Annotated in this window: 25 protein-coding genes, 1 other RNA gene and 2 pseudogenes; 16 read left to right on the top strand and 12 right to left on the bottom strand. The window is 54.5% G+C overall.

The window, feature by feature from the left end:
- Positions 1 to 160 precede the first annotated feature (160 nt).
- Positions 161 to 499, top strand: a complete 339-nt coding sequence (glnK, locus tag ACTU3N_RS01265; RefSeq protein WP_002891893.1) for a P-II family nitrogen regulator — start codon at positions 161 to 163, stop codon at positions 497 to 499.
- A 30-nt stretch (positions 500 to 529) separates the two neighbouring features.
- Positions 530 to 1819, top strand: a complete 1290-nt coding sequence (gene amtB / locus ACTU3N_RS01260) for an ammonium transporter AmtB (RefSeq protein ID WP_443084338.1) — start codon at positions 530 to 532, stop codon at positions 1817 to 1819.
- A 49-nt stretch (positions 1820 to 1868) separates the two neighbouring features.
- Here the strand turns inward: amtB and tesB are convergent, their stop codons facing one another.
- The gene (gene tesB, locus ACTU3N_RS01255) at positions 1869 to 2729 is read right to left on the bottom strand and encodes an acyl-CoA thioesterase II (RefSeq protein ID WP_443084337.1); all 861 of its coding nucleotides are present in this window, start codon (positions 2727 to 2729) and stop codon (positions 1869 to 1871) included.
- 213 nt (positions 2730 to 2942) lie between these two features.
- On the opposite strand from tesB, the gene ACTU3N_RS01250 reads away from it, so the two are divergent.
- Positions 2943 to 3512 carry a YbaY family lipoprotein gene (locus tag ACTU3N_RS01250; RefSeq protein WP_443084336.1) on the top strand — a complete coding sequence of 190 codons (570 nt, stop codon included), beginning with the start codon at positions 2943 to 2945 and terminating at the stop codon, positions 3510 to 3512.
- Positions 3513 to 3540: 28 nt separating this feature from the next.
- Here ACTU3N_RS01250 and ACTU3N_RS01245 read toward each other — a convergent pair.
- Positions 3541 to 3843, bottom strand: a pseudogene (locus ACTU3N_RS01245) (MGMT family protein); the annotation flags it as partial.
- 171 nt (positions 3844 to 4014) lie between these two features.
- On the opposite strand from ACTU3N_RS01245, the gene ffs reads away from it, so the two are divergent.
- Positions 4015 to 4111: signal recognition particle sRNA small type (gene ffs, locus ACTU3N_RS01240), an RNA gene on the top strand.
- A 54-nt stretch (positions 4112 to 4165) separates the two neighbouring features.
- Here ffs and ACTU3N_RS01235 read toward each other — a convergent pair.
- Positions 4166 to 4579: a GFA family protein gene (locus tag ACTU3N_RS01235; RefSeq protein ID WP_443084335.1), complete on the bottom strand. Its 414-nt coding sequence runs from the start codon at positions 4577 to 4579 to the stop codon at positions 4166 to 4168.
- Positions 4580 to 4861: 282 nt separating this feature from the next.
- Between ACTU3N_RS01235 and trpS the strand changes: the two genes are divergently transcribed.
- Entirely contained in the window at positions 4862 to 5869 is a 1008-nt protein-coding gene (trpS, locus tag ACTU3N_RS01230) for a tryptophan--tRNA ligase (RefSeq protein WP_443084334.1), read from the top strand.
- Here trpS and yczR read toward each other — a convergent pair.
- Complete coding sequence (yczR, locus tag ACTU3N_RS01225) at positions 5866 to 7287, bottom strand: MocR-like transcription factor YczR (protein ID WP_443084333.1); 1422 nt, start codon at positions 7285 to 7287, stop codon at positions 5866 to 5868. The two genes, trpS and yczR, sit on opposite strands and share 4 nt — an antisense overlap.
- 84 nt (positions 7288 to 7371) lie before the next feature.
- Here yczR and yczE point away from each other — a divergent pair, with 84 nt between their 5' ends.
- The 7 genes from yczE (at position 7372) to ACTU3N_RS01190 (ending at position 14132) form a co-directional block, all read left to right on the top strand.
- Positions 7372 to 8001, top strand: a complete 630-nt coding sequence (gene yczE / locus ACTU3N_RS01220; RefSeq protein ID WP_443084332.1) for a membrane protein YczE — start codon at positions 7372 to 7374, stop codon at positions 7999 to 8001.
- A gap of 19 nt (positions 8002 to 8020) precedes the next feature.
- Complete coding sequence (locus ACTU3N_RS01215) at positions 8021 to 8566, top strand: GNAT family N-acetyltransferase (RefSeq protein WP_443084331.1); 546 nt, start codon at positions 8021 to 8023, stop codon at positions 8564 to 8566.
- A 233-nt stretch (positions 8567 to 8799) separates the two neighbouring features.
- Positions 8800 to 9051 carry a hypothetical protein gene (locus ACTU3N_RS01210; RefSeq protein ID WP_443084330.1) on the top strand — a complete coding sequence of 84 codons (252 nt, stop codon included), beginning with the start codon at positions 8800 to 8802 and terminating at the stop codon, positions 9049 to 9051.
- Entirely contained in the window at positions 9048 to 9266 is a 219-nt protein-coding gene (locus ACTU3N_RS01205) for a hypothetical protein (protein WP_443084329.1), read from the top strand. The genes ACTU3N_RS01210 and ACTU3N_RS01205 overlap by 4 nt, the downstream gene beginning before the upstream one ends.
- Before the next feature lie 205 nt (positions 9267 to 9471).
- Positions 9472 to 10548: a LacI family DNA-binding transcriptional regulator gene (locus ACTU3N_RS01200; protein ID WP_443084328.1), complete on the top strand. Its 1077-nt coding sequence runs from the start codon at positions 9472 to 9474 to the stop codon at positions 10546 to 10548.
- Positions 10549 to 10643: 95 nt separating this feature from the next.
- Positions 10644 to 13718 carry a beta-galactosidase gene (locus ACTU3N_RS01195; RefSeq protein ID WP_443084327.1) on the top strand — a complete coding sequence of 1025 codons (3075 nt, stop codon included), beginning with the start codon at positions 10644 to 10646 and terminating at the stop codon, positions 13716 to 13718.
- A gap of 60 nt (positions 13719 to 13778) precedes the next feature.
- Positions 13779 to 14132, top strand: coding sequence for a DUF1428 domain-containing protein (locus ACTU3N_RS01190; protein ID WP_443084326.1), 354 nt, complete (start codon positions 13779 to 13781; stop codon positions 14130 to 14132).
- 8 nt (positions 14133 to 14140) lie between these two features.
- On the opposite strand, the gene ACTU3N_RS01185 is transcribed toward ACTU3N_RS01190, so the two are convergent.
- Entirely contained in the window at positions 14141 to 14686 is a 546-nt protein-coding gene (locus ACTU3N_RS01185; protein WP_443084325.1) for a flavin reductase family protein, read from the bottom strand.
- 42 nt (positions 14687 to 14728) lie between these two features.
- On the bottom strand, positions 14729 to 16288 hold the full coding sequence (locus ACTU3N_RS01180) for an EAL domain-containing protein (protein ID WP_443084324.1): 1560 nt from the start codon (positions 16286 to 16288) through the stop codon (positions 14729 to 14731).
- 99 nt (positions 16289 to 16387) lie between these two features.
- Here ACTU3N_RS01180 and ACTU3N_RS01175 point away from each other — a divergent pair, with 99 nt between their 5' ends.
- Positions 16388 to 17104, top strand: coding sequence for a GntR family transcriptional regulator (locus ACTU3N_RS01175; RefSeq protein ID WP_443084323.1), 717 nt, complete (start codon positions 16388 to 16390; stop codon positions 17102 to 17104).
- Here the strand turns inward: ACTU3N_RS01175 and ACTU3N_RS01170 are convergent, their stop codons facing one another.
- A complete protein-coding gene (locus ACTU3N_RS01170; protein WP_443084322.1) occupies positions 17105 to 18304 on the bottom strand; it encodes an enolase C-terminal domain-like protein in 1200 nt (399 codons plus the stop codon).
- Between the two features lie 276 nt (positions 18305 to 18580).
- Here ACTU3N_RS01170 and ACTU3N_RS01165 point away from each other — a divergent pair.
- From ACTU3N_RS01165 to ykgO, 3 genes and pseudogenes are all read left to right on the top strand, one after another.
- A pseudogene (locus ACTU3N_RS01165) lies at positions 18581 to 19930 on the top strand (PTS transporter subunit EIIC); the annotation flags it as partial.
- A 157-nt stretch (positions 19931 to 20087) separates the two neighbouring features.
- Positions 20088 to 20348, top strand: coding sequence for a type B 50S ribosomal protein L31 (locus tag ACTU3N_RS01160; protein WP_443084321.1), 261 nt, complete (start codon positions 20088 to 20090; stop codon positions 20346 to 20348).
- A 3-nt stretch (positions 20349 to 20351) separates the two neighbouring features.
- The gene (gene ykgO, locus ACTU3N_RS01155; RefSeq protein ID WP_088236752.1) at positions 20352 to 20492 is read left to right on the top strand and encodes a type B 50S ribosomal protein L36; all 141 of its coding nucleotides are present in this window, start codon (positions 20352 to 20354) and stop codon (positions 20490 to 20492) included.
- 47 nt (positions 20493 to 20539) lie between these two features.
- Here the strand turns inward: ykgO and ACTU3N_RS01150 are convergent, their stop codons facing one another.
- From ACTU3N_RS01150 to acrB, 5 genes are all read right to left on the bottom strand, one after another.
- Positions 20540 to 21019: a YlaC family protein gene (locus ACTU3N_RS01150; protein ID WP_443084320.1), complete on the bottom strand. Its 480-nt coding sequence runs from the start codon at positions 21017 to 21019 to the stop codon at positions 20540 to 20542.
- A gap of 100 nt (positions 21020 to 21119) precedes the next feature.
- Positions 21120 to 21683: a maltose O-acetyltransferase gene (gene maa, locus ACTU3N_RS01145; protein WP_443084319.1), complete on the bottom strand. Its 564-nt coding sequence runs from the start codon at positions 21681 to 21683 to the stop codon at positions 21120 to 21122.
- Positions 21684 to 21758: 75 nt separating this feature from the next.
- Positions 21759 to 21977 carry an HHA domain-containing protein gene (locus ACTU3N_RS01140; protein WP_443084318.1) on the bottom strand — a complete coding sequence of 73 codons (219 nt, stop codon included), beginning with the start codon at positions 21975 to 21977 and terminating at the stop codon, positions 21759 to 21761.
- A gap of 23 nt (positions 21978 to 22000) precedes the next feature.
- Entirely contained in the window at positions 22001 to 22375 is a 375-nt protein-coding gene (gene tomB / locus ACTU3N_RS01135) for an Hha toxicity modulator TomB (protein ID WP_443084317.1), read from the bottom strand.
- A gap of 531 nt (positions 22376 to 22906) precedes the next feature.
- Positions 22907 to 26056 carry a multidrug efflux RND transporter permease subunit AcrB gene (gene acrB / locus ACTU3N_RS01130; protein WP_443084316.1) on the bottom strand — a complete coding sequence of 1050 codons (3150 nt, stop codon included), beginning with the start codon at positions 26054 to 26056 and terminating at the stop codon, positions 22907 to 22909.
- Positions 26057 to 26072 lie beyond the last annotated feature (16 nt).

Below are 26072 nucleotides of genomic sequence, written 5' to 3'. Positions count from 1 at the left end.
GGTGCGTTTTTCTTTTCTGCACGTCCGATCCACGGCCCAGCCATGCTTTTCCCCCTGTCTGTATCATACGCGGCACCGCTTTTTTACTTTTGGCACACTGCTTGCAATATCCCCTTCGTGTTAGTTGCCGCCATTTTCGCATTTTGCTTTAGGGGGATTTATGAAGCTGGTTACCGTGGTGATAAAGCCGTTCAAACTCGAAGATGTGCGCGAAGCGCTCTCTTCCATTGGTATTCAAGGGCTGACCGTAACCGAAGTGAAAGGCTTCGGGCGTCAGAAAGGGCATGCGGAGCTGTATCGCGGTGCGGAATATAGCGTCAATTTCCTGCCAAAAGTAAAAATCGATGTGGCGATTGCTGACGATCAGCTTGATGAGGTGATTGATGTTATCAGCAAAGCGGCCTACACCGGAAAAATTGGCGACGGCAAAATTTTCGTTGCCGAGCTGCAACGCGTCATTCGTATTCGTACCGGCGAAGCCGACGAAGCGGCGCTGTAAATACCAGACCACACAGTAATAGGGATGGAAATGATGAAGAACAAAACATTAAAAACAGCGATTGCTTCACTGGCACTGTTGCCAGGCCTGGCGATGGCGGCACCTGCCATTGCTGATAAAGCAGATAATGGTTTTATGATGATCTGCACCGCGCTGGTGCTCTTTATGACGATTCCGGGCATTGCGCTGTTTTACGGTGGTTTGATTCGCGGTAAAAACGTCCTCTCAATGCTGACCCAGGTGGCCGTCACCTTCGCGATGGTCTGTATTTTGTGGGTGGTCTATGGCTACTCGCTGGCGTTTGGCGAGGGCAACAGCTTCTTCGGTAATTTTAGCTGGGCGATGCTGAAAAATATTGAGCTGACAGCCGTGATGGGCAGCATCTATCAGTATATTCATGTCGCCTTCCAGGGCTCTTTTGCCTGCATTACCGTGGGGCTAATCGTCGGGGCGCTGGCTGAGCGGATTCGTTTCTCAGCGGTACTGATTTTCGTGGTGGTCTGGCTGACGCTCTCTTATGTACCGATTGCGCATATGGTGTGGGGCGGTGGTCTGCTGGCGGCGCATGGCGCGCTGGATTTTGCCGGCGGCACCGTAGTGCATATCAACGCCGCGATTGCCGGTCTGGTGGGCGCTTACCTGATTGGCAAGCGCGTGGGCTTTGGCAAAGAAGCGTTTAAACCGCATAACCTGCCGATGGTGTTCACCGGTACCGCGATCCTCTATGTCGGCTGGTTTGGTTTTAACGCAGGCTCTGCAGGTTCTGCGAATGAAATCGCTGCGCTGGCGTTCGTCAACACGGTGGTCGCTACGGCTGCGGCAATTCTCTCCTGGGTATTTGGCGAGTGGGTCGTGCGCGGTAAGCCGTCGCTGCTGGGCGCATGTTCTGGCGCGATTGCCGGTCTGGTTGGTATCACCCCAGCGTGTGGTTACGTGGGTGTCGGTGGCGCGCTGATCGTCGGTCTGGTTGCCGGGATTGCCGGGTTGTGGGGCGTAACGGCGCTGAAACGCCTGCTGCGCGTTGACGACCCTTGCGATGTGTTCGGCGTGCATGGCGTGTGCGGTATCGTCGGCTGTATCCTGACCGGCATCTTTGCTTCGACGTCACTCGGCGGTGTGGGTTATGCAGAAGGCGTGACGATGGGCCATCAGCTGCTGGTGCAACTGGAAAGCATCGCCATCACCATTGTCTGGTCCGGGGTTGTGGCCTTTATTGGTTACAAACTGGCGGATATGACGGTCGGACTGCGCGTGCCGGAAGAGCAGGAGCGCGAAGGGCTGGATGTGAACAGCCACGGCGAAAACGCCTACAACGCCTGATTCATTTCAACGACAGCAAAGCCTCCTGCGGGAGGCTTTGCCACAGGTATTAGTTGCGGTTACGCATAACCCCTTCCTGCACCGTAGAGGCGACCAGCACGCCATCCTGGGTGTAGAACTCACCGCGCACAAAGCCCCGCGCGCTGGAAGCTGAGGTACTTTCCACACTGTAAAGCAGCCACTCGTTGATATTGAACGGGCGATGGAACCACATCGAATGATCTATCGTTGCGACCTGCATTCCTTGCTCCAGGAAGCCTACACCGTGCGGCTGGAGGGCCACCGGCAGGAAATTAAAGTCCGACGCATAGCCAAGCAGGTACTGGTGGACGCGAAAATCCTCCGGCACCGGGCCGTTAGCGCGTATCCAGACCTGGCGCACAGGCTCGGCAACGTGGCCTTTTAGCGGGTTATGAAACGATACCGGGCGGATTTCCAGCGGTTTATCGCAGAGAAATTTCTCTTTGACCTGTGGCGGCAGCAGATGCGACAGGTCGCGGGCAATTTCAGTCTCAGATTTTAGCGTGTCCGGCGAAGGCGCCGACGGCATGGTTTTTTGATGCTCATAGCCCGGTTCAGGAGCCTGAAACGAGGCGGTCATATAGAAAATCGGTTTACCGTTTTGCACCGCCGCCACGCGTCGGGCGCTGAAGCTGTTACCGTCGCGCAGCACTTCGACATCATAAATAATCGGTTTCTGGCTATCGCCGGGGCGCAAAAAATAGCTATGGAATGAATGCACCAACCGGTCGGCGGGAACGGTCTCTTTGGCCGCGTACAGCGCTTGCCCCACAACCTGGCCGCCAAACACCTGACGCAGGCCTAAATCTTCGCTCTGCCCGCGAAACAGCCCTTCTTCAATTTTTTCCAGATTTAATAATGCCAGCAGATTTGTTAGCGCCTGACTCATACATTTCCTCAAATAGCTAAGCGCGACACCGCGCATTATCTATTGATTATAACCTGGAAACCACGCAGGTCTGAGGGGTGCAATACTCTGAATAGAATGGCTGTTGCAGGAAGATATCGCAGATTTGTGCCACACTTGTGTCGTTACGATGGTTCAACCACATAAACTGGCAGGATACAGTTCTGTCGGTGCATAGAAGATAAGGAGAACACAATGAAATTTGTGCACATGTTAAGTGGTTTAGCAGTGGCGGTCGCACTGTCTGCTTGCGCCCAGAAAAGCGCTGATATCCCTACGCCAGCGCCAAATCCCAATACGGCCGGGGCGGTGAACCAGGGGGCGATTCAGCAGCCTAATGTTTCCGGGTCAATCTGGATCCGCCAGAAAGTTGCTCTGCCGCCTGATGCGGTATTAACCGTGACTGTGTCCGATGCAACCCAGGCGAATGCACCGTCGAAAGTGATTGCGCAAAAAGCCGTGCGTACCAATGGTAAACAGCCACCGTTTAGCTACGTCCTGCCTTATAACCCGGCGGATGTGCAGCCGAATGCGCGCATATTGTTAAGCGCGGCCATTACCATTGACGATAAACTGACCTTTATCACCGATAACGTGCAGCCAGTTATCAACCAGGGTGGCACAAAAGTTGACCTGACGCTGGTGCCGGTGCAGCAAACAGCCATACCGTTGCAGCAGGGTGGTGGGGCGGCAACAACCGTACCGTCAACCTCGCCGACGCAGGTGAACCCCTCTTCCGCAACCCCGGCTCCAACGCAGTATTAATCATATCGCGCCCTCTGCAGAGGGCGCGCTAATACACCCAGCGGTAGCGCTGCATATCGATTTGCCCACTCCCCGAGACCATAATCCCTTCGGCCAGAAGCGCCTGGCGCTGGCGCTGCAGGTCCGGTCCGGTCAGGGAAATACAGCCATGCCTGTTCACCACCCGATGCCAGGGCAACGTGCTGCCTTGCGGTAAGCGTTTAAGTACGCCACCGACCTGCCGTGCGGCGCGCGGCGAACCGGCAAGCCTCGCGATATCGCCATAGGTGGTGACATAGCCTTCCGGGATGGCTGCAACAATTTGCCAGACCCGTTGCGGAAAAGAATCCTTAACCATAATGCTTTCCTGAAAGTGGAAAAGGCAGAATAAACAGCGATTCGGCTGCTGTGAAGAGGGGATTGCGCAATAAACCAGCATCCGTCCGGGCGCGGCTTGCAATTGGCCTTCGGGACAGGGATAATGCGCCTGCGCGTTGGTTAACAACGCTCTCAATGGGGGCCCTGTTGGTTCTCCCGCAACGCTAATTTGTTCACCAGGTCAGGTCCGGAAGGAAGCAGCCAGGGCAAAGGACGTGTGTGCCGGGATGTAGCTGGCAGGGCCTCCACCCATTTCTGCTCTCCTTTTGAATTCTCAGCCTTCTCCGGCAACAAAATTATGATTTGGCAACATAGCGCAGATACCCGGCCACGCCTCCTTTGCCGCCATCGGACGTATGATGTATGCCATCCGACACCTTTATCTCGGGGAAATCAAACGGCGAAACATTTTCTATACAGGCCACGTTGACGCCGTACTGCTCTGGATTCGAGCGGCGACGGTGGAAGGTATAAATGCCGCATACCGAGCAGAAATAGTGCACGGCTTGCTTCGTGTTGAAACGGTACTCCGTCAGTTTTTCTTTACCCTTTAGCACCTCAATACCCGACAATGGCGCAGAGACGGTAACCGCGCCCCGCATCCGGCAAAACGAGCAGTTACAACGCTGGGCGGTGTTAAAACCATCCAGCAGCTGAACGGTAAACTCCACTGCGCCGCAATGGCAACGCGCCTGTAGTTTTGACGACATAGACTCTCCTTACCTTGTGATAAGTAGCACCGTCTATCAACCTTAGCTTTTTTATCTAAAAATCGCATAAACGGTAATGGGGGCAAAATAGCGCTGTTCTTTATCTGCCATTATGTTAGTTTCATGGTTATGAATCAGCACACCTTCGTAACGCTTAGCATTGCACGTTGGTGGCTGCCTTAACAGGCGGCCTGGTGTTGTTATAACGTATTTAAGGCCGCCGGAAGGCGGTTTTTTGTTTCTGCTCTCCGGCGACTGTTCTCACTCAAACTGGAAGGCAAAATGAACAGCGTCTCTACCATTCTTACCGGCGATCGCCCGACAGGGCCACTGCATCTTGGGCACTATGTTGGCTCGCTCGCCCGGCGTGTAAAACTTCAGCACGACTATTCCCAGACCATTCTGGTGGCCGATCTGCAGGGATTAACCGATAACGGCCATCGCCCGGAAAAAGTTGCCAGCAATATTTTGCAGGTGATGGCGGATTATCTGGCGGTTGGCATCGATCCGCTAAAAACCACGATTTGCCTGCAATCCGGGCTGCCTGCGCTTGCCGAGTTGACCATGCTGTATATGAATATCGTGACCGTGGCGCGCCTGGAACGTAACCCGACGGTGAAAAATGAAATCGAACAAAAAGGGTTTACCCGCAGCTTGCCGGTCGGTTTTATGGTTTACCCTGTCAGCCAGGCTGCGGATATTACGGCGTTTCAGGCCGATCTCGTGCCGGTTGGCGACGATCAGTTACCGATGATTGAACAGACCAATGAAATCGTGCATAAGCTTAACGCCCTGACCGGCACGCCTGTGCTGCGTCCTTGTCGCGCCATTCTCAGCGATACCGGCAGGCTGCCCGGCGTGGATGGTAACGCCAAAATGTCCAAATCCCTGGGCAACGCGCTGCCGCTCTCGGCGAGTGAAGCGGAAATTCATCGTGCGGTGCATGCGATGTATACCGACCCCGCGCACCTGAAAATAACCGATCCAGGTAAAATTGAAGGCAATGTGGTTTTTACCTATCTCGATGCTTTTCATCCTGATAAAGCCAAAGTCGCCGAAATGAAAGCGCATTACCGGCGCGGCGGGCTTGGCGATCGCAGCTGTAAAAATACGCTGGAAGAGTGCCTGCAAATGCTGCTGGCCCCGATTCGCCGCCGCCGCGCTGAACTGATACGCGACCCGGAGATGCTTTTGGCTATCCTCAAGACCGGCACGCAAAAAGCCCACGCGGTGACGCAGCAAACCCTGTATGAAGTGAAAAAAGGGCTGGGATTACCGGTTATGTTTTAGATGACGCTGCGTTTGGGCGGCAGCGGCGTCTCGCGAAGTGCCGCCCACAGCGGTTTGAGCCTTATCAGCGCATCCTCCAGCACGTCAGTTTCCTGCGCAAATGGCATGCGCAGGAAGCGATCGAATGCACCGGCGAGGCCAAAGCGCGTGCCAGTGCCAAGATGGATACCGCACGCTTCAGCCCTGGCGGCGAACTGTGTTGCCAGCATCCTTGGCAGCTCCACCCAGAACGACAGCCCACCTTGCGGCATCTGAAAACGCCAGTCGGGAAAATGCGCCTGCATCAATTCGGCGCAGCGATCGCGGCGCTGCCTGAGCATTTGCCTGTGGGCGGGTAAAAATGTTTCGCGCTGCTCAATCAGCCACTGTGTTGCCAGTTGCTCCAGCAGAGGCGAGCCTAAATCAAGCGTATCGCGTGTTTGTGTCAGCGCGGCAATCGTGCGCGATGAGGCGCGCACCCAGCCTAAACGCAGCCCTCCCCAGAAACTTTTGCCCGCCGATCCGAGAGTAATAACCGTCGTCTGCGGATCGAACGCCGCCAGCGGTGGCGGCGGTGGCGCGTCGTACCAAAGATCGACCATCGTTTCATCCACCACAAGCGTTGTACGGGTTCGTGCCGCTATTGCAGTAATCGCCTCGCGGGTCGCGGCATCCATACAGCGCCCGGTCGGGTTGTGAAAATCAGGCATCAGATACGCCAGGCGCGGCGCGGTCTGCGCAAGCGTTGCGGCAAAACCGTCCGTATCCCAGCCATTTTGCGGCAGCGATACGCCAATGGGCCGACAGGACGCGCCCTGAACTGCCGCAATTGCCAGCGGATAGGCTGGATTATCAAGCACGACGCGATCGCCCGGCCCGGTCAGCATCCGCAAGACTAATGCAAAAGCGCTCAGCGCCCCGTTGACGACCATCACTTCATCGGGGCGCGTTGGCAGCCCGCGCTCGCAATAACGCGCGGCAATCGCTTCGCGCAGCGGCAGGATACCGAGCTGGCCATAGCCAGTTTGCGATAACCACGGCGTCATCGCCGACAGGGCATAGCGATAAGCCTGCGGGATGGCCGGGCCTGCCGTTAGCGCGGCGGTGGAGAGATCCAGCGCGCCACCGGCTGTACTTTGCGTCGGCACGTTGTGGCTATCGGGGAGGATCACTCGCGAGCCGCTACCGTGGCGGCTTTCCAGATAGCCTTCGTCGCGCAGCTGACCGAGAGCGCTGGCAACCGTTGTGCGGCTGACGCCAAGCGTGGCTGCCAGTTCCCGCTCGCCGGGCAGTCGCGTATCCAGCGCCACGCGTCCATCAAGGATCAACAAACGCAGGGCATCGGCAAGCTGTCGCCACAAAGGCGTGCGTGACGAAGATTGCTGCCAGTGACCTAACAGGCGCTGCAGCGACTGGCTACCAAAACGGCGGGATGACATAAGCAGTCCACTATTTGAAAACTGGACATTAATCATAGAGCCATTTGCAGCAAAGATGGAAGCACCTGCTCGCGGAGAACAACTATGTTACGTCGATTGCTGCAACTCTATCTTGGCCTGAGCCTGTACGGTATTTCCACCGCCATGTTTGTACGTGCGAACCTGGGTGCCGATCCGTGGAACGTGTTTCACCTTGGTGTCGCGAAGCTGCTCGCGATGGATATTGGCACGGTCATGATCCTCACCGGTGCGCTGGTGCTGTTGTTGTGGATCCCGCTGCGTCAGCGTCCGGGGCTTGGCACCATCAGCAATGTCATCGTTATTGGCCTGGCAGCCGACGCTGCGCTGTTACTGATCCCGATGCTGGATTCATTCATCAGCCGCTGCGTGTTGCTGTTATCTGCCATCGGGGTGAATGCTATCGCCACCGGGATGTATATCGGTGCCGGTTTTGGCGCCGGGCCGCGCGACGGGTTGATGACCGGTATTAATGCGCGTACCGGCTGGTCGGTGCGAAGCGTCAGAACGGCAATTGAGCTGTCGGTACTGCTGACCGGTTGGCTGCTGGGCGGCACATTTGGCGTCGGTACGGTGCTGTATGCTCTGGCTATCGGCCCGCTTATTCAGTTGTGCCTGCCGTGGTTTCGTCAAAAACGGCCGGTAGCAATTGAAAAAACGGATGATTGCAAAGCGAACAATCCTGCGTATAAATAATAAGCAGGAGCGTATGCCGATGAAAACACCCGAACTTGAAACCGCACGCTTGATCCTTAAACCGCTGGCATCGGAAGATGCCGCGCAAATTCAGCGCGTTTTTCCGCGTTGGGAAATTGTGCGTTACCTGATTGCCAGCGTCCCCTGGCCGTACCCGCCGGGGGCGGCGCAAAATTATGTTGATAATGTGGCGCTGGCAGCGAGCGATGAAGGAAAAGGATGGTACTGGACGCTAAGGCGCAAAGAAGAGGCGCAGACATTAATCGGGGTGATATGCCTGATGGATGTGGCGGATAATAACCGGGGTTTCTGGCTGGTCCCGGAATGGCAAGGGCAGGGATATATGACCGAAGCCTGTACAGTGGTCAATGATTTCTGGTTTAACGTGCTCGGTCGCGAGGTGTTGCGGGCGCCGAAAGCGGTGGCGAATACGCGTTCGAAAAACCTGTCTGCACGCAGCGGCATGCGCCTGGTGAGTGTGCAAAAAGGCGAGTATGTTGCCGGTGAGCTGGATACTGAGCTGTGGGAAATGACCCGCCAGGAGTGGCGGCAGAGAAATAGCTGAAACCTGCCAGCTTTAAATTTGCGCCAGCTATTATTTGGCTGGTGCTATTAATTTATTCAGTTTAATTAAATTTGTCATAAATATAACATATAAACTTCATATTTTTGTCATAATAATAAGGCAGTGTAAATCTGGGAATGAGTAAGCTGTTATATTTTTGAAATATATTGGTGGATCGGAACTTTAACTTCGTGTATTAATTAGCATGCTTATTCGCAGAAAAAGGGATAATCATGACCAGTGCTATTTTAAACGTCAAAATTGATGCAGCGCTAAAAGAACAACTTCGTCACTATGCAGAAGTCAATAATGAAAATTTAAGCACGGCGACAGAAAAGCTGTTACAGCTGGCCTTTCAGGCGGTAGAAGAGTCAGATGTTTCGGGCCACGAGATAGATAATCAACATACGGAAGAAGAGAGTGCCGCGCCGTTCACCGCTAAAGAAATCAAAGGTCTACGCAAACTTCTGAAGAAGAAAAAATGAACCCACAACTGCTATCAACAGCGCGCAACTATGGTGAAGCCTGCGAGATGTTGCGATCCGGCTATGTTAAACAAGTTCGACTCGACTGGAATATAGGTAGCGATGAGTTCTTTCGCATTGCTTCCGACTGGTGTGATGCGGGGGCGAAAATTAAAAAAGAAGGAAGCAGCTTTATTATTTCTATTAAAGGATTCCCCATCCCACGCCAGCAGTAAATTATTTGTCATGTAACTGTCATTATAATTGCACATAAAAATGTGACGTTGCTTTTATAATTATTCGACACATCCACCTCAATACATTATGGACGATGTTTACGACGGGCCGTTCTGGCTCGTCGCTATTTCTTTGTTATCTTTTATGAAGCGCTCACAGTCAAAGCCAGTATACTGATGCGTCACTCTTGCTGGCTGAACACTTATGAAAACCATTACGCTTTACGACGTCGCACGCTACGCGGGCGTTTCGTATCAGACCGTCTCCCGCGTGATTAACGAGGCGGCCCATGTCTCTGCCCGCACCCGCGAAAAAGTGCTGGCGGCGATGGCCGAGTTACATTACGTGCCAAATCGCGGCGCGCAGCAACTGGCGGGAAAACGCAGCCCGGCTCTCGGGCTACTGACCACCGACCTTGCGTTGCATGCGCCGTCACAGATTGCCGCGGCGGTAAAATCCCGCGCAGGTAAAGCCGCCACCAACGTGATTATCTCAATGCTTGAGCAGCACGATGACGCCAGTTGTTCGGCGGCATTGCAGGAGCTGCTGGCGCAACGTGTCGCGGGCGTACTGGTCAATGTTCCGCTGGAGGATGCGCAGGCTGAGCAACTGGCGGCTCAGGCACAGCCCACGCCGGTCCTGTTTTTAGATGTCAGCGACACGGCAAAAGTCAATCAGCTGGTGTTTGATGCTGGCCTGGGCGCGCGGCTGGGGGTTGAGCACCTGCTTGCACAGGGGCATCGCCGTATTGCGCTGCTCGGCGGCCCGTCGTCGTCTGTCTCGGCCCGCGCCCGTTTTACGGGCTGGCTGGCCGTGCTACAGCAGGTTGGGTTAACGCCCTGTGCCATCGCGCAGGGTGACTGGAGCGCGGCCTCCGGGTATGAAAAAGCCCATGCTCTGCTGGCATCCAATCCGCCGCCGCAGGCCATTCTTGTGGCCAATGATCAGATGGCGCTGGGAGTGCTGCGCGCCTGTGCGGAAAAAGGCATCGCTGTGCCGGAGCAGATCTCGGTGGTGGGTTATGATGACACCGCTGACAGCGCCTGGTTTTCCCCGCCGTTGACCACCGTGCGCCAGGCATTTAAAGAAGCCGGCGAGCGCAGCGTTGACTGGCTACTGCAAGCGCCGCATGAGGGCGAAGGCCTGAGCAAGATACGCCTGCCGGTGACGCTGGTGGAGCGCTTTTCTACCGCGCCCGCCGGGCAGAAAATCATCGGCAGCACGCTGGCCCGCCGTCTTAGCGAACTGGCGCAGCAGGTAGCGCGCCTGGACCGTCAATAACGCTTTTGTGATCTGCCTCGTTTCTGGCCTCTTTACCTGCGGCATATTATCCGTCACTGTAGGGAAAATTGTGAGCGCTTCGCAAACGAGGTGATATGACCGCTTCCGCCCTGAATACTCTGCTTGCCCGCCGCGACTGGGAAAACCCGGTCGTCACCCACTGGCATCGTTTAGCGGCCCATGTTCCGCTCCATAGCTGGCGCGATGAAAACGCGGCACGCCAGGACCATGGTTCAGCTGCGCGCCGCCTGCTCAATGGCGAGTGGCGCTTTAGCTTCTTCCCGTCTCCTGAGGCGGTACCGCAAAGCTGGCTGCATAAAGATTGCGCGGACGCGGTGGCAATGCCGGTGCCTTCTAACTGGCAGATGCAGGGGTTTGATACCCCCATCTACACCAACGTCACGTACCCTATCCCGGTCAATCCACCGTTTGTTCCACAAGAAAACCCTACAGGTTGTTACTCGCTCACATTCGAGGTGAGCGCCGCTGCGCTGGCCGGGGGGCAAACGCGCATCATTTTTGATGGCGTCAATTCCGCCTTTCATCTCTGGTGTAACGGGCAGTGGGTAGGCTACTCGCAGGATAGCCGCTTATCGGCTGAGTTTGATCTCAGCGCGGTATTGCAAGCCGGAGAAAACCGGCTGGCGGTGATGGTGCTGCGCTGGTGCGACGGCAGCTATCTGGAAGACCAGGATATGTGGCGCATGAGCGGGATATTCCGCGACGTCTCCCTGCTGCATAAACCGCCGACGCGCATTGAGGATTTCCATGTCGAAACGCGCCTCAACGCTGAGTTTACCCATGCGCAGCTACATATTGATGTGCAGCTTGCGGGGGACTTCGCCGCCTGCCGCGTCGCCGCTAGTTTATGGTCTGTCGCAGAGAAAGTGGCCGACGCGCAGCAAATTCCCGGCAGCGACATCGTGGATGAACGCGGCACGTGGGCGGAGCGCCTGCACCTGACGCTACCGGTTACCGCACCTTTACTGTGGAGCGCCGAGACGCCGAACCTGTACCGCCTGACGCTTGCATTGCTTGACGAACAGGGGCGCGTACTTGAAGTGGAAGCCTGTGACGTAGGGTTTCGCAAGGTGGAAATCAGCAACGGTTTACTGAAACTGAACGGCCAGCCTTTGCTGATCCGTGGGGTCAATCGCCACGAGCATCACCCGGATACCGGCCAGGCTATTGATGAGGCGACCATGCGCCGGGATATTGAGCTGCTGAAACAGCACAATTTTAATGCGGTGCGCTGCTCGCATTATCCTAACCACCCGCTGTGGTATCGCTTGTGCGACAGATATGGTTTGTATGTGGTTGACGAAGCCAATATTGAAACGCATGGCATGGAGCCGATGAGCCGCCTGGCGGACGATCCGCGCTGGCTGCCCGCCATGAGCGAGCGCGTCACCCGGATGGTGCAGCGTGATCGCAATCATCCGTCGATAATCATCTGGTCGCTGGGCAACGAGTCCGGCCACGGCGCTAACCACGACGCGCTTTATCGCTGGGTGAAAAGTAGCGATCCCACGCGCCCGGTGCAATATGAAGGCGGCGGGGCAAACACGGCGGCAACGGATATTGTCTGCCCGATGTACGCCCGCGTCGATGAGGATCAGCCTTTTGCCGCCGTGCCGAAATGGGCGATTAAAAAATGGGTCGGCCTGCCGGATGAAATACGCCCGCTGATTTTGTGTGAGTACGCCCATGCGATGGGCAACAGCTTTGGCGGTTTTGCAAAATACTGGCAGGCGTTTCGCGCGATGCCGCGCTTGCAGGGCGGTTTTGTCTGGGACTGGGTTGACCAGGCGCTGAGCAAAAAAGGGGACGACGGGCACGTGTTCTGGGCGTACGGCGGTGATTTTGGCGACATGCCAAATGACCGGCAGTTTTGTATGAACGGGCTGGTTTTCCCCGACCGAACCCCGCACCCGGCGCTCTATGAAGCGCAGCGCGCGCAGCAATTTTTCCAGTTTAGCCTGCACAGTACCGAACCGCTGGTGATTGAGGTGCAGAGCGAATATCTGTTTCGCGCAACGGACAATGAATACCTGCGCTGGCAAGTCGTGCGCGACGGTGAGGTGCTGGCGCAGGGCGAGGTGACGCTGGCGATTGCCCCGCAGGGTAAGCAACGCATTGCGCTGACGCTGCCGGTGCTTGACGCAGCGCCCGGTGAGGTGTGGCTGAATGTGGATGTGTACCAGCGTGCGCCAACGGCCTGGTCAGCGGCGAATCATCACTGCGCCTGGGATCAGTGGCGCTTACCTGCTCCGCTCGCTATCGCCCCGCGCCCGGCACCAGGCGCAGGCCCGCAGCTATTAGTCAGCGAGCAGCATTTTACCATTAGCAACAGGCAGCAGCGCTGGCAGTTCTGCCGCCGTAGCGGCAATCTGCTGCAATGGTGGCGCGACGAGAAGCCCACGCTTCTGACTCCGCTAACCGACTGTTTCACCCGCGCGCCGCTGGATAACGATATCGGTATCAGCGAAGTGACGCGTATCGATCCCAACGCCTGGGTTGAGCGCTGGAAGGCCGCAGGCATGTATGATTTGAGCGCGCGGTTGCTCTACTGCGAGGTAGAGGAGCAGGCCAGCGGTATCGTGGTCTCTACCGGGCATGCCTGGCAGGGCGCGGGGAAAACGGCCTTTCTTAGCCATAAACGCTGGCGCATCGACGGCGAGGGTGTGTTGCATGGCGAAGTTGACGTGCAGGTCGCGACTGACGTTCCGCCTCCGGCGCGTATTGGTCTGGTGTGCCAGCTGGCAGAGTTGCACGAAACGGTGAGCTGGCAAGGGCTGGGGCCGTATGAAAACTACCCCGATCGCAAACTGGCGGCGCGCCAGGGCTTGTGGACGTTGCCGCTGAGCGCGCTGCATACGCCGTATATTTTCCCGTGCGAAAACGGCTTGCGTTGTGATACCTGCTCGCTGCGCTATGGCGCTCATCGGCTGGACGGGGCGTTCCATTTCTCCCTCGGACGCTACAGCGATCGGCAGCTACAGGAGACCACACACCACCATCTGCTACAGGACGAGGAGGGATGCTGGTTGCATGTGGATGCCTTTCATATGGGTGTCGGCGGCGACGACTCCTGGAGTCCGAGCGTGTCGCCAGAGTTTGTGTTCAGTAATGAGGGGCTGCGTTACGCGTTTTGCTGGCGGCAGAGCTAAACTTACCGGGCTTGATGCGGCGGGCTTCTCCTGCCGCGCAATCGCTTCGGAGGTTAACTCATGAAGTATGTTGATGGATTTGTCGCCGCGGTGCCGGCAGAGAAAAAGGAGGCATATCGCCAGATGGCAGCCAAAGCCGCAGTCTTGCTGAAGGAGTTTGGCGCCACGCGGGTTGTGGAGTGCTGGGCTGATGATGTTGCCGAGGGGAAAGTGACCGACTTTCGCATGGCGGTAAAAGCGCAGGACAACGAAGAAGTTGTGTTTAGCTGGATAGAGTATCCGTCCAAAGAAGTCCGCGACGCCGTCAATCAAAAAGTGATGGACGACCCGCGGATGCGTGAGATGGGCGATACGATGCCTTTTGATGGTCAGCGTTTAATCTTCGGTGGATTTGCGCCTATTCTGGACGAATAGACCCCGGTTCAGGAGACTTTGGTGAACAGCCCTTTGCGCTCCATCACTTCGCCATCCGTACGGAACACGCCTTCGCCGACATAGTGCAGGGTTTGCGGCCATGTCGGCTGAGGGGTGACCCGCGCGGCAACCACTTCAAAAATAAAAAAGTTGTACTTATCCACCATCGCATCATCAAACAGGCGGCACTCGAACTGACCAAAGCACTCCTTGATGGACGGCGCGCTGACCTTTTCGCTTTTCTCTTTCGTCAGCGCGAACTCGCTAAACTTATTCACCTCGTCGCCAGTGCAGTTGCCAATCCGTGACACCGTATCGATAAGCGTGGCTTCCGGCAGATTAATCACACATTCACCGCTTTGGCGGATACGCGCGAAACTGGCGTTACCGGCGGAAATCATGCAGCCCACCAGCGAAGGGGAAAATTCAAGAATAGTGTGCCAGCCGAGCGTCATAATATTGTCCTGCTCTTGCCAGCGGCTGCTTAGCAGTACCACCGGGCCTGGCTCCAGCCAGTGCCGCACATCGTGTAACGGCCAGGGTCGTTTTTTCATATTGCTTCCTCCGTGTGTAAGCCACTTTTAACAGTAGCAAACTCAGGGCGAATGCAGGTTATTTTCTGCCCACTGGATAAATTCCTGCTGCGGGAGCGCTTTGCTGTAAAGCCAACCCTGGCCGTACTCCACGCCGTAATGGGTCAGCCATTGCAACTGGCCTTCGGTTTCGATGCCCTCGGCAACCATCGCCAGGCGCAGCGCTTTTGCCATCTCGATGATATGCGGCGTGACGGTTTTATACTCCAGCGCATCGACAAAGGATTTATCGATTTTGATGATGTCGACATCAAGGTGTTGCAGGTAACTCAGACTGGAATAGCCGGTACCAAAATCATCAATGTAGATAGCGTAGCCTGCCGCGCGCAGCGTCGCGATGACCGGGCCGCTGGTTCCCGGGTCGGCAAAACCGCGCTCGGTCAGCTCGAGCGCAATTTGCGAGGGCTTTAGCTGCCAGTGCGCAACCTGCTCTGCCAGCAGGGCGGGTAGCTGCGGATTATGCAAATCGCACGGCTCAAGGTTTATGGAGATATGCTGCTGCGGATGCAGTTGCAGCCAGGCGCCCATATCCGCAAACACAGTCTTGATAATAAGTTTCGTCAGTTGCGGCATCAGGCCGCTGCGCACCGCGAGGGGGATAAAAATATCTGGTGGCAGGTAATCACCGCCTGGCTGTTGCCAGCGGGCCAGCGCTTCGGCTCCCACCATACGCCCACTGCTGAGCGCAACGATAGGCTGGTAAGCGAGGCTGATTTCACGATTACGAATCGCGTCCTGTAGCTGATAGCGCGGCGATTGCAGCCGCCTTAATAGCCGCAGCAAGATAAACGCAAACACCACGCTTATCAGCAGCCCCAGCGGTAACCAGATAGCCAGTAGCCGGTACCAGTCCTTTTCCAGCGGCGCAAGAGAGGCCCAGGTGACCATCGTCAGGCCCAGTTGTGCATTGCGCTTAATGACCCAGGCCATATTGTTTGCCAGTATCAGCGGCTGAGTGCTGTCTAACACCCGCGCGGCGTCGTGGGCATTCAGCGTCGCCGTGCCCGCAATAACCTGCTGCGATTGGGTGTCTATCAGCGCTACGTTTACCGGCCAGGCACCAAAGGAGAGGACATCAATGAGCGACATCGGATCGGTCATCACCACATGGCGTTCGCTGCCGATAGCAAACATATAACGCGACAAACCCAGATCGTTATTTTTCGTTAGCCAGACGCGGAAGCCGTCGTTCAGTTTTTTTTCGCTGTGAGGGAAAGCAGGCGCGTGGCTGATGCTCTCCAGCGAAGAGCATCGCGGCGTCAGGCCCTCTATGGCGATAACCTCGCGCACATAGCGCCAGGAGTATGAAATGCGGCGCATCGCTAACAGATGCGGGGAAGAGCAGGTTACGCCGTTCCAGCGCTCCAGCTGGCGCAGCGCGCCCTTGCTTTGGTTTATGACACGCTGCGTGCGCATTCCCACCAGATCCGAGTAGGTGTACAGCGCTTGCATAAATGTTTCTTCAGCCTGCCGGTGGGTAAACCAGATGCTGAGTCCTACCGGCAGAAAAATAGCGAGTACCAGTACGCCAGTAACAAGGCTCACCAGTCTTCGGTTCGTCATCAACAAAAATCCCTCTTTGATACTGATAATCGTAGCGTATCTTTAATCCGCTGATGTTATAACACGCGGCAGTGATTGTTTTCTTTCAGGAATGGACTAATGAAGAAAAAAGAGTTTGTAACTCAGGATTTGCTAAGCAAAATTTATCAATTCGACGCGCAGCAACCGCGTAAACTTCCTCCTGAAAGACAGCTGGCGCAGGAGTATGGCGTGTCGCGCTTTACCGTGCGCCAGGCGGTAGAAAAACTCGCCCGCATCGGCGTGGTGCGCATTGTGCAGGGTTCCGGTATCTGGATTAATGAACAGGCGCGCAATAATCCGCTGGTTTACAACTCCATCACGGAAAAGCGCTTCGATCAGATCCGCTTTCGTATGATAAGCCTGCATAAAAAGCGCCCGGATCGCGACGAGCAGCAGATCTTTGGCCTGAGCGAAGAGGGTTTTATCTGGCAGTTTTGCCGCCTGCGTTTTGTGGATGAGCAACCGGTGCAGATAGAGGTTTCGCGTATGCCGGTGGACGGTTTTGCCGATCTGAATCAGGGCGTGATTGAAAGCTCCATCCAGCAATATGTGCTCAGCAAGGGATACCGTATTTCCCACCTGCTGACCACTTACCGGGCGGTGAGCGTGAGCCGTGAGCAGGCGGCGCTGCTGGGCTGCAAAAGAGGCAGCCCGGCGATGCATATCAGCAATCGCGGTATTCTCGACGGCGGGCAGGTGTACGAGGTGAGCGATATTATTGATATCAATTATTCCTGCACTTATGTCATTCCTCATAACCGCGACAACCTGGCTTTCCGCCAGGGCGGCGGTTAATTACGGCGTGTGCAGCGTGCCGTCCTGCAGGCGGCTTTGTGTCCACTCATGCGCCCGATAGATGCCGGGAAACTGGCGGGCTTTTTCCTCATCAAACTGCACGCCGATCCCTGTCGTTTCGCCCGCGTAGAGGTAGCCGTTATTCACCACCGGCGCGCCGGGAAAGACGGCGTCGGTACTGGCGGAGCGCGGAATATACTCCTGGATTGCAGCATTGTGCAGATGAATATTTAAATGCGTATTCACCGCCACGCCAATGGGTGTCATATCGCCAGGGCCGTGCCACGCCAGGCGCACACCAAAGGCCTGGCACAGCACCGCCAGTTTTAACGCCGGAGTGATGCCGCCGATTTGTGAAATATGGCAGCGGATAAAATCGATGCGACGTTTGACTATCAGATCGTGCCATTCAGCCGGGTTATTAAACAGCTCGCCCATCGCCAGCGGCACGCTGCTGTGCTGCCGCACCTGATCCAGCCACTCGCTTTGCGCAGGTGGCAAAATATCCTCCAGAAACCAGGGCTGATAAGGTTCCAGCTGTTTCGCAAGCTGCACCGCCTGCTGCGCAAACAAGCGCTCATGCACATCGTGCAGAATATGCAGCCCAAAGCCATATTTCTCCCGCAGGGCTTTAAACATCGCCACGGTATTACTCATATAAGCGTGTTGATCGAAATAGGCCCCGGCCGTCGGGCTTTCTGGCGAGTGCAACTCCCCCGGCGTGCCGCCGTAAAAACCGAGCTGGCAACGCACGTGGCGATAGCCCTGCGCCAGCAGCTTATCGACCGCGGTAAACAGCGCATCCAGGGTTTCGCCGCTGGCATGGCTATAGGCGGCTATCGCATCGCGGGATTTCCCGCCCAGCAATTGATAAAGCGGCATTCCGGCAAGCTGGCCTTTGATATCCCATAGCGCCATATCCACCCCGGAAATCGCGTTATTCATCACCGGGCCGTTACGCCAGTAGGCGTTAACGTTCATCATTTGCCACAGGTCTTCGATATGGTTGGCATCACGCCCGATAAGCAGCGGTTTGAGGTAGTCATCGACCAGGGTTTTGACTGCCAGCGGGCGCTGCTGAAAGGTGGCGCAGCCGTGCCCCGTAACGCCTTTATTAGTCGTAACCCGCACCACAACCAGGTTATGCCTGTCCGGGCGGGTAATAAAACAGTCGATATTCTGGATAAGCGTCGGCGTCACGGGAACTCCTTTACAGCGTGAAATAAGCGAGGAATAACGAATATCTTCGCCTTAATTTTGCTGCCAGGTAAACCTTTTTTGTGAATATTTTTTTGGTCAGGTATTTTGATTGTTTTTAATTAAAAACCGTACCAATTTGCTATTTGTGATGTTTTGTTTTGCTTATGTGTAGCGAAATGTGATGGTGCGCATAATTTATTGGTTTGTTTTATGTTTTGTCTTTATCTACCATCGTCGGTAATGATTAAAACGACAACACATCCGGCAGGAGTTTTTATGGGGACGCAAGAAGTTATCAGCAATATTATCCACCTGGTGGGTGGGCGGGATAATATTAATAACGTCTGGCACTGTATGACGCGCTTACGTTTCGATCTTATTGATGATGATAAAATTCGTCAGAGCGAAATAAAAAAATTACCCGGCGTGCTGGGAACGCAGTTACAAAACGATCAGTTTCAGATTGTTATTGGGCCGCAGGTCAATAGTTGGTACGAACAACTGCTCGCCATGCCTGGGAAAACGCCGGAGACCACGCGCGGGCAGAGCAAAGCGCGTAAAAGCCTGGTATCAATGTTTATGGACACGGTTTCCGGCGTGTTTGGCCCTATAGTGCCTGCGATTGCCGGTGCCGGGATGATAAAAGGGTTGCTGGCCGGGCTGATTGCCCTGAAAGTGGTGTCGGCAAAAAGTGATACGGTGATGATTATCGACTTGATTGCCAGCGGGGTGTTTTACTTTCTGCCGTTCTTTCTCGCCGTGTCGGCGGCAAAAATATTCCGGACGAATGAATACCTTGCGGCGGCCGTCGCCGCCTGCCTGATGTATCCCACGCTGATTGACGCGGCGAAAGCGCTGGCGGCGCATCAGGAGGGCGCGGCCAGCGCGTTCTGGCTGCTTGGCGCCATTCCGGTGTCGGTGTTCAATTACTCGGCAAGCGTCATTCCGGTGATTTTTTCCGTGCTGGCACTCAGCTATATCCATCGCTGGGTGGACAGCATTATGCCGGAGGTTCTGAAGACTGTGTTCACGCCAACGCTGACGCTGTTTATTGGCGCGCTGGCTGCGCTGGTGGTGATTGGCCCGACAGGTATTTACCTTGGGAAAGCGCTGGCATGGTTTATTGAAGGATTGTTTGGCGTTTCCGCCAGTTTTGCCGGGTTAATTGTCGGGGCTATTCGCCCGGTCGCTATTCTTACCGGCATGCACCATGCGATGACGCCGATAGCGCTGCAAAACTTTAGCGAGCGTGGTTTTGATATGCTGATGCCGATGATGTTTATGGCCAATATGGCGATCGCCGGGGCGACCTTTGCTATCTGGCGCATCAGCAAAAGCCGTCAGGATAAAACGGTCACACTTTCGGCGGCTATCTCTGCGCTGCTGGGGATCACGGAGCCTGCGCTATTTGGCGTACTGACGCGTTACAAAAAAGCGTTTATCGCTGCCACGATTGCCAGCTCACTGGCCTCTGCATTTATTGCTTTCTTTGGCGTGCGTCTGTATGGCTATATTTTATCCAGTATCTTCAGCCTGCCCGCTTATATCGGGCCGTACTTTCTCTTTGCAGTGTCCGGCGTGCTGATGGCGCTCGTTCTCTCGTTTATTCTTACCACCTTGCTGGTGGGCAAGACCTCGCAGCAATAGCCTTTCTCCTGGTGCGTCAGGCGGCGCACCGTACTTTCTAACGGCTTACCAGAAAATCGCTTAACGCTGAGCGCTTGAAAAAAAGCGATAGCTTCGGTAGACTTTTGTTATGTTATAACAAAACAAAGAGTGCGTTATGAAAGCTGATATCCATCCCCATTACCGAACCGTGGTTTTCCACGACACCAGCGCCAACGAATATTTCAAGGTCGGCTCCACCATTAAGACCGATCGCGAGATTGAACTTGAGGGCGTGACTTACCCGTATGTCACCATTGATGTATCTTCTGCTTCGCACCCGTACTACACCGGTAAGCAGAAAGTCTTGTCTAACGAAGGCAGCGCGGCGCGCTTCCGCCAGCGTTATGGCAGCTTTTTCAGCGATAAGAAGGAGTGATTTATGCAGGTGTTGAATTCGTTGCGTAGCGCTAAGCAGCGCCATCCTGACTGCCAGATAGTGAAGCGAAAGGGGCGGTTATACGTGATCTGTAAGTCGAATCCGCGGTTTAAAGCGGTGCAGGGTAAGAAGAAAAAACGCTAACCTGAATGCTCGCCGCCGGGGTGATGCCTCCGGCGGCAAAACGGCGGCTAGCTGACAGATTGCATTGTCTGAGGCCGGGTCAGGGTAAAGACATCGTAGAAAGAGAGCTCGCCTTTGCGCTCGACCATTTTCTGCAGCTGGGATTTTTGCTCTGCCTCTACCGCAGGCGAGCGCATAATGGCTTCAATAAGCCCTGCCGGGACAAAACGGGTGTTGTACCACTCTCCGTTATAACAGACGCGGAAATCGAGCACGTCGATATCATCGTAGCGGTAGCGCGGGTAAACATCGAAAAAGAAGAATGCGTTGAGAATGACGAAAAGCACCACCAGCAACCAGACGGAGCCTGCCAGGGTTTCAGATTGCAGCATGACCGCAAGCGTCGCCAGCCATGCCAGATACATGCCGACAAACAACCCCGGATGATTACGAATAAAACTGATGCTGAAGCGTGGACGGTTGTCCCGTTTTTCACGCTGATTGATTTCTTCAATCGTTTCGGTGAGCAGCCGCTGTATCTCTGTCATCTTGCGCCTTAACTGATACGGTTTTACAGGTGTGGCATCTATTTTAAGTTGCCACTATGTGTGAAAAAAGTAACAGTTCTGGCACAAAAAATGATAACAGTTACTGTTCCGAGGTGAGGTGTTTGATTATTCGCGCGGGATTACCGCCAACGACAACATTCGCCGGAACATTTTTCACGACGACCGCGCCGGAAGCAATGACCGCGTTGTCGCCAATCGTTACGCCCGGGTTGATAACAGCTCTCCCGCCAATCCAGACATTATGCCCGACAGTGACAGGCTTTCCGTATTCGACGCCGCTAATTCGCTCGGCAGCATCGATCGGGTGTGTTGCTGTATAGATATGGACGCCGGGCGCCAGCATGCAATTATCACCGATATGGATAGGGCAGACATCCAGCATTACGCAATCAAAATTCGCGTAAAACGCCTTCCCGAGAAAAATATTGTATCCGTAGTCGCAGCGAAAGCTCGGCTCAATATATGCGCCTTCGCTTTGCGCCAGGAGTTCAGCAAGAATTGCAGTGCGTTCGGCTTTTCCTTCCGGGCTGGAATGGTTGTAACGATGAAGAAGCTGTCGGGCGCGTAAACGATCCGACCGTAACGTTTTATCTGCTGGCTGATAAGGTAAACCGGCAATCATTTTTTGTTTTTCTTCGCTCATCGAAATCGGGCCTGCCTGCCAAAAAGGCTGAACGCTGCATTATTCCAAAGAAAAACCATAACTATCATTAAAAAATTAGCGGACAAATTTCCACACAGAAGAAGGGATTTTGTCGTACAGCTTATTCATTGTCAGTTCCGCCAGTCGATGGTCGGCTGCTGAATAAAACACCGCGAGTTCATCGTCGGAAAGTTCGTATTTATTTTTTTCGATTACGCGTTCTAACGTATCGAGTGACTGACAGCGTCGTAAACGCATCAAATAATCAATTTTGGTTAATGGTTTTTCAGACATGCTTTCACCTTAGTGTTGAAATATTAACAAGAGTGACTAACGGGATTAGCCTTGCTCACATTGACGAAGCTGCGGAACAGTTTGTTGCCTGTTTTGCGCCACTTCTGCAAGTCGTGTGTATTTATGCCGTAACTACTGAAGAGCATAAACGTATCATCAAGGTATTCGTCTATCTGCTCAATCAGTTTATTATCTTCATTGTACTTAATTTTATAATTAAGTGCGAAGGTTGCAATATGTTCTATCAGCTCATTTAACTGCAAATTGATTGATGACGTAGGATCGTTAACCCAGCCGTGATGGCTTTCTTCAAGATTAACGAGACAATCATGATACAAAGTTTCGCACAGAAATTTGAGCTGTGCGATATCATGCCTTTTTGGCGAGTATTCGTCCATAACACATCCCCTATCTGAGTGGCTTTTTTTTACTAACCGAACACTGTTTCGGGATGGGTACTTCTGCTCTGACCAGTCATCTGTCTTAGTACGTTGATTTAACTATAATCCAGTCTTAAAGGGATTTCATGGCGCTATTACGAAAAATTACAATTATTGATTATTGCTATCGCAGCAGGAAGAATTACGCGCCCGGATAAACCTCATAAATTGCTTGATTTATGAGCACGGGAACTTGCTCGTCCTTACGATTCATTAAGTTAGCGCTTTAGAGATTATTCCTGTTGCGGGAATATTTTTACCCCAGGACTATTCTTACTTAAACAGATTGTACCAGGTTATTGAGAATATTTCCCGCCCGGCAAAGAGGCACCCCAAATACACAACAATTATATGCCATATATATGCTGCATAAAATAAGGAAACAAACAATAACCTCTTTTAATGCTCCGATGAGCGTAAAAGAAATCGGATGAGTTGAAAAGAAAAAGGCCGCTAAACGCGGCCTTTTCTAAATTAGATACACAAGTATCAGTGATGCTCAACCTTGTGGCTATGTTCAATATCTTCATTACGGCGACTAAAGCGGCGGCGTACCACCACAAAGAACACCGGAACAAAGAAGATAGCCAGAATAGTTGCCGTGACCATACCGCCCATTACACCGGTACCTACAGCGTTCTGCGCACCAGAGCCAGCGCCAGTACTTACCACTAACGGCAGCACGCCGAGGATAAATGCCAGCGAGGTCATCAGAATCGGGCGCAGACGCATACGGACAGCATCCAGCGTCGCTTCCACCAGGCCTTTCCCTTCTTTATCCATCAGGTCTTTGGCGAATTCCACGATAAGTATCGCGTTCTTCGCCGACAAGCCAATGGTTGTCAGCAGGCCCACCTGGAAGTACACGTCGTTATTCAGGCCACGGAACGTTGCGGCAAGCAGCGCGCCGACAACCCCGAGCGGTACGACCAGCATAACCGAGAACGGAATCGACCAGCTCTCATACAGCGCGGCCAGACACAGGAACACCACTATCAGTGAAATGGCGTACAGGGCAGGGGCCTGGTTGCCGGAGAGGCGTTCCTGATAGGACATACCCGTCCAGTCGTAGCCGATACCCGTAGGCAGCTTGCTGGCCAGCTCTTCCATCATCGCCATCGCTTCACCGGTACTCTTACCCGGTGCGGCTTCACCCTGGATTTCCATCGCCGGCAGACCGTTGTAACGCTCCAGACGCGGCGAACCGTACTCCCAGCGAGAGGTCGAGAAGGCCGAGAACGGCACCATCTGCCCGTCGCTGGCACGCACATACCAGTCACCCAGATCGCTTGGCAGCATGCGGTATTTCGCCTCGGACATCACGTACACTTTCTTCACACGACCGCGGTCGATAAAGTCGTTTACGTAGCTACCGCCCCAGGCAGCGCCCAGCGTGGTATTGATATCGCTAATCGATACTCCCAGCGCCTGTGCTTTTTCCTGATCGATGTCGATTTTGAACTGCGGCGTATCTTCCATACCGTTAGGACGCACGCCGACCAGCAGGTCAGGGTGCTGCGCCACCATACCCAGCAACTGGTTACGCGCCTGGGTTAACTGCTCATGCCCCAGGTTGGCCTGATCGATAAGCTCAAAGTCAAAACCGGTTGCGGTACCCAGTTCAACAATCGCTGGCAGGTTAAAGGCAAAGACCATCGCATCGTTGATTTTCGAGAAATAGCCATTAGCACGCGCTGCAATTGCCGGAACTTTGTTCTCTTCACCAGGCCGTTCATCCCAGTTTTTCAGGGAAATAAACGCAAGGCCGACGTTCTGACCACGACCAGAGAAGCCAAACCCGTTAACGGTAAACACGGAGTTAACGTTCTGCTTCTCATCTTCCAGGAAGTAGTGGGTCATCTGATCCAGCACTTTCTGCGTGCGCTCTTGTGTCGCACCGGCAGGCAACTGGGCCATAGATAACAACACGCCCTGGTCTTCTTCCGGCAGGAAGGAGCTTGGCAGACGCACGAACAGGAGCGCCATCCCGGCGACGATAACGATATAGAGCAGCAGATAGCGACCGGTACTGCGCAAGATATTGCCTACGCTGTCGGTATAGTGATGCGTGCTCTTTTCAAACGTACGGTTAAACCAGCCGAAGAAGCCTTTTTTGTTCTCGCCGTGATCGCCTTTGGCAATCGGTTTGAGCATGGTCGCGCACAGCGCTGGCGTCAGGATCATCGCCACCAGTACCGACAGCACCATTGCCGAAACGATGGTGACGGAGAACTGGCGATAGATAGCGCCGGTAGAGCCGCCAAAGAACGCCATCGGGATAAATACGGCCGACAGCACCATGGCAATACCTACCAGCGCGCCCTGGATCTGCTCCATTGAGCGCCGCGTCGCCTCTTTTGGCGGCAGGCCCTCTTCCATCATTACACGTTCGACGTTCTCCACCACCACGATGGCGTCATCCACCAACAGGCCTATCGCCAGCACCATACCGAACATGGTGAGGGTGTTTATGGAGTAGCCAAACACGGCGAGTACGGCAAACGTACCTAACAGCACCACCGGCACCGCAATAGTTGGAATCAACGTTGCGCGGAAGTTCTGCATGAACAGGTACATGACCAGGAACACCAGCACGATAGCTTCGACCAGTGTTTTCACCACTTCGTTAATGGAGATTTGCACGAACGGTGTGGTGTCGTACGGGTAAACCACTTCCAGACCACGCGGGAAGTAAGGTTTGAGCTTCTCAATGGTGGCGCGCACCGCTTCTGCGGTGTCCAGCGCGTTAGCACCGGTCGCCAGTTTGATACCCAGACCGGATGCCGGCTGGCCATTGTAGCGGGCGATAACATCATAGTTTTCACCGCCAAGCTCGACTTTCGCCACGTCACGCAGCAGCACGCGCGAACCATCGCTGTTCACTTTCAGCAAGATTTTAGCGAACTCTTCAGCGGAGGTCAGACGGGTCTGCGCGATGATAGAGGCGTTCAGCTGCTGACCTTTCACCGGCGGCGTACCGCCCAGCTGACCTGCTGCGACCTGCGCGTTCTGCGCTTTGATGGCGGTGATAACATCGACCGGCGTCAGGCTGAAATTGTTGAGTTTGTTCGGGTCCATCCAGATACGCATTGCATACTGCGCACCGAATAGCTGAACGTCACCCACACCCGGCGTACGGCTGACCGGATCTTTCACCGTTGCGCCAACGTAGTCAGCAATATCATCCTGCGTCATGGAACCGTCGGTATTGATCATACCGAGAACCATCAGGAAGCTACTGGATGACTTCTCAACGCTCACACCTTGTTGCTGCACTTCTTGCGGCAGCAGCGGCATTGCCAGCTGCAGCTTGTTCTGCACCTGAACCTGTGCGATATCCGGGTCCGTGCCGGAGTCAAAGGTAATCGTTATTTGAACGGTACCGGAGGAATCACTGGTGGAGGACATATACAGCAGGCCATCGATACCGTTCATATTCTGTTCGATAACCTGTGTCACGGTGTCCTGCACCGTTTGCGCATCAGCACCCGGGTAGGAGGCTGAGATCTGAACTGCTGGCGGCGCAATCGTTGGATATTGCGCTACCGGCAATTTCAGGATCGATAGCAACCCCGCCAGCATGATGATAATCGCGATAACCCACGCAAAAATGGGGCGATCGATAAAAAACTTAGCCATGTCTTAACGGCTCCTG

Origin of the sequence: Vagococcus sp. WN89Y (assembly GCF_052220145.1) — a bacterium.
Lineage (GTDB): Bacteria > Pseudomonadota > Gammaproteobacteria > Enterobacterales > Enterobacteriaceae > Kosakonia.
This window is presented reverse-complemented; position numbering and strand designations above follow the sequence as displayed.

Bases quoted from the DNA above. Each gene is read 5' to 3' on its own strand.
- amtB (WP_443084338.1), top strand. From the start codon at position 530: ATGATGAAGAACAAAACATTAAAAACAGCGATTGCTTCACTGGCACTG.
- glnK (WP_002891893.1), top strand. From the start codon at position 161: ATGAAGCTGGTTACCGTGGTGATAAAGCCGTTCAAACTCGAAGATGTG.
- yczR (WP_443084333.1), bottom strand. From the start codon at position 7,287: ATGTCATCCCGCCGTTTTGGTAGCCAGTCGCTGCAGCGCCTGTTAGGT.
- yczE (WP_443084332.1), top strand. From the start codon at position 7,372: ATGTTACGTCGATTGCTGCAACTCTATCTTGGCCTGAGCCTGTACGGT.
- ACTU3N_RS01190 (WP_443084326.1), top strand. From the start codon at position 13,779: ATGAAGTATGTTGATGGATTTGTCGCCGCGGTGCCGGCAGAGAAAAAG.
- ACTU3N_RS01175 (WP_443084323.1), top strand. From the start codon at position 16,388: ATGAAGAAAAAAGAGTTTGTAACTCAGGATTTGCTAAGCAAAATTTAT.
- ACTU3N_RS01235 (WP_443084335.1), bottom strand. From the start codon at position 4,579: ATGTCGTCAAAACTACAGGCGCGTTGCCATTGCGGCGCAGTGGAGTTT.
- ACTU3N_RS01150 (WP_443084320.1), bottom strand. From the start codon at position 21,019: ATGACAGAGATACAGCGGCTGCTCACCGAAACGATTGAAGAAATCAAT.
- maa (WP_443084319.1), bottom strand. From the start codon at position 21,683: ATGAGCGAAGAAAAACAAAAAATGATTGCCGGTTTACCTTATCAGCCA.
- ykgO (WP_088236752.1), top strand. From the start codon at position 20,352: ATGCAGGTGTTGAATTCGTTGCGTAGCGCTAAGCAGCGCCATCCTGAC.
- ACTU3N_RS01160 (WP_443084321.1), top strand. From the start codon at position 20,088: ATGAAAGCTGATATCCATCCCCATTACCGAACCGTGGTTTTCCACGAC.
- tomB (WP_443084317.1), bottom strand. From the start codon at position 22,375: ATGGACGAATACTCGCCAAAAAGGCATGATATCGCACAGCTCAAATTT.
- tesB (WP_443084337.1), bottom strand. From the start codon at position 2,729: ATGAGTCAGGCGCTAACAAATCTGCTGGCATTATTAAATCTGGAAAAA.
- ACTU3N_RS01195 (WP_443084327.1), top strand. From the start codon at position 10,644: ATGACCGCTTCCGCCCTGAATACTCTGCTTGCCCGCCGCGACTGGGAA.
- trpS (WP_443084334.1), top strand. From the start codon at position 4,862: ATGAACAGCGTCTCTACCATTCTTACCGGCGATCGCCCGACAGGGCCA.
- acrB (WP_443084316.1), bottom strand. From the start codon at position 26,056: ATGGCTAAGTTTTTTATCGATCGCCCCATTTTTGCGTGGGTTATCGCG.
- ACTU3N_RS01215 (WP_443084331.1), top strand. From the start codon at position 8,021: ATGAAAACACCCGAACTTGAAACCGCACGCTTGATCCTTAAACCGCTG.
- ACTU3N_RS01250 (WP_443084336.1), top strand. From the start codon at position 2,943: ATGAAATTTGTGCACATGTTAAGTGGTTTAGCAGTGGCGGTCGCACTG.
- ACTU3N_RS01210 (WP_443084330.1), top strand. From the start codon at position 8,800: ATGACCAGTGCTATTTTAAACGTCAAAATTGATGCAGCGCTAAAAGAA.
- ACTU3N_RS01205 (WP_443084329.1), top strand. From the start codon at position 9,048: ATGAACCCACAACTGCTATCAACAGCGCGCAACTATGGTGAAGCCTGC.
- ACTU3N_RS01185 (WP_443084325.1), bottom strand. From the start codon at position 14,686: ATGAAAAAACGACCCTGGCCGTTACACGATGTGCGGCACTGGCTGGAG.
- ACTU3N_RS01180 (WP_443084324.1), bottom strand. From the start codon at position 16,288: ATGACGAACCGAAGACTGGTGAGCCTTGTTACTGGCGTACTGGTACTC.
- ACTU3N_RS01200 (WP_443084328.1), top strand. From the start codon at position 9,472: ATGAAAACCATTACGCTTTACGACGTCGCACGCTACGCGGGCGTTTCG.
- ACTU3N_RS01140 (WP_443084318.1), bottom strand. From the start codon at position 21,977: ATGTCTGAAAAACCATTAACCAAAATTGATTATTTGATGCGTTTACGA.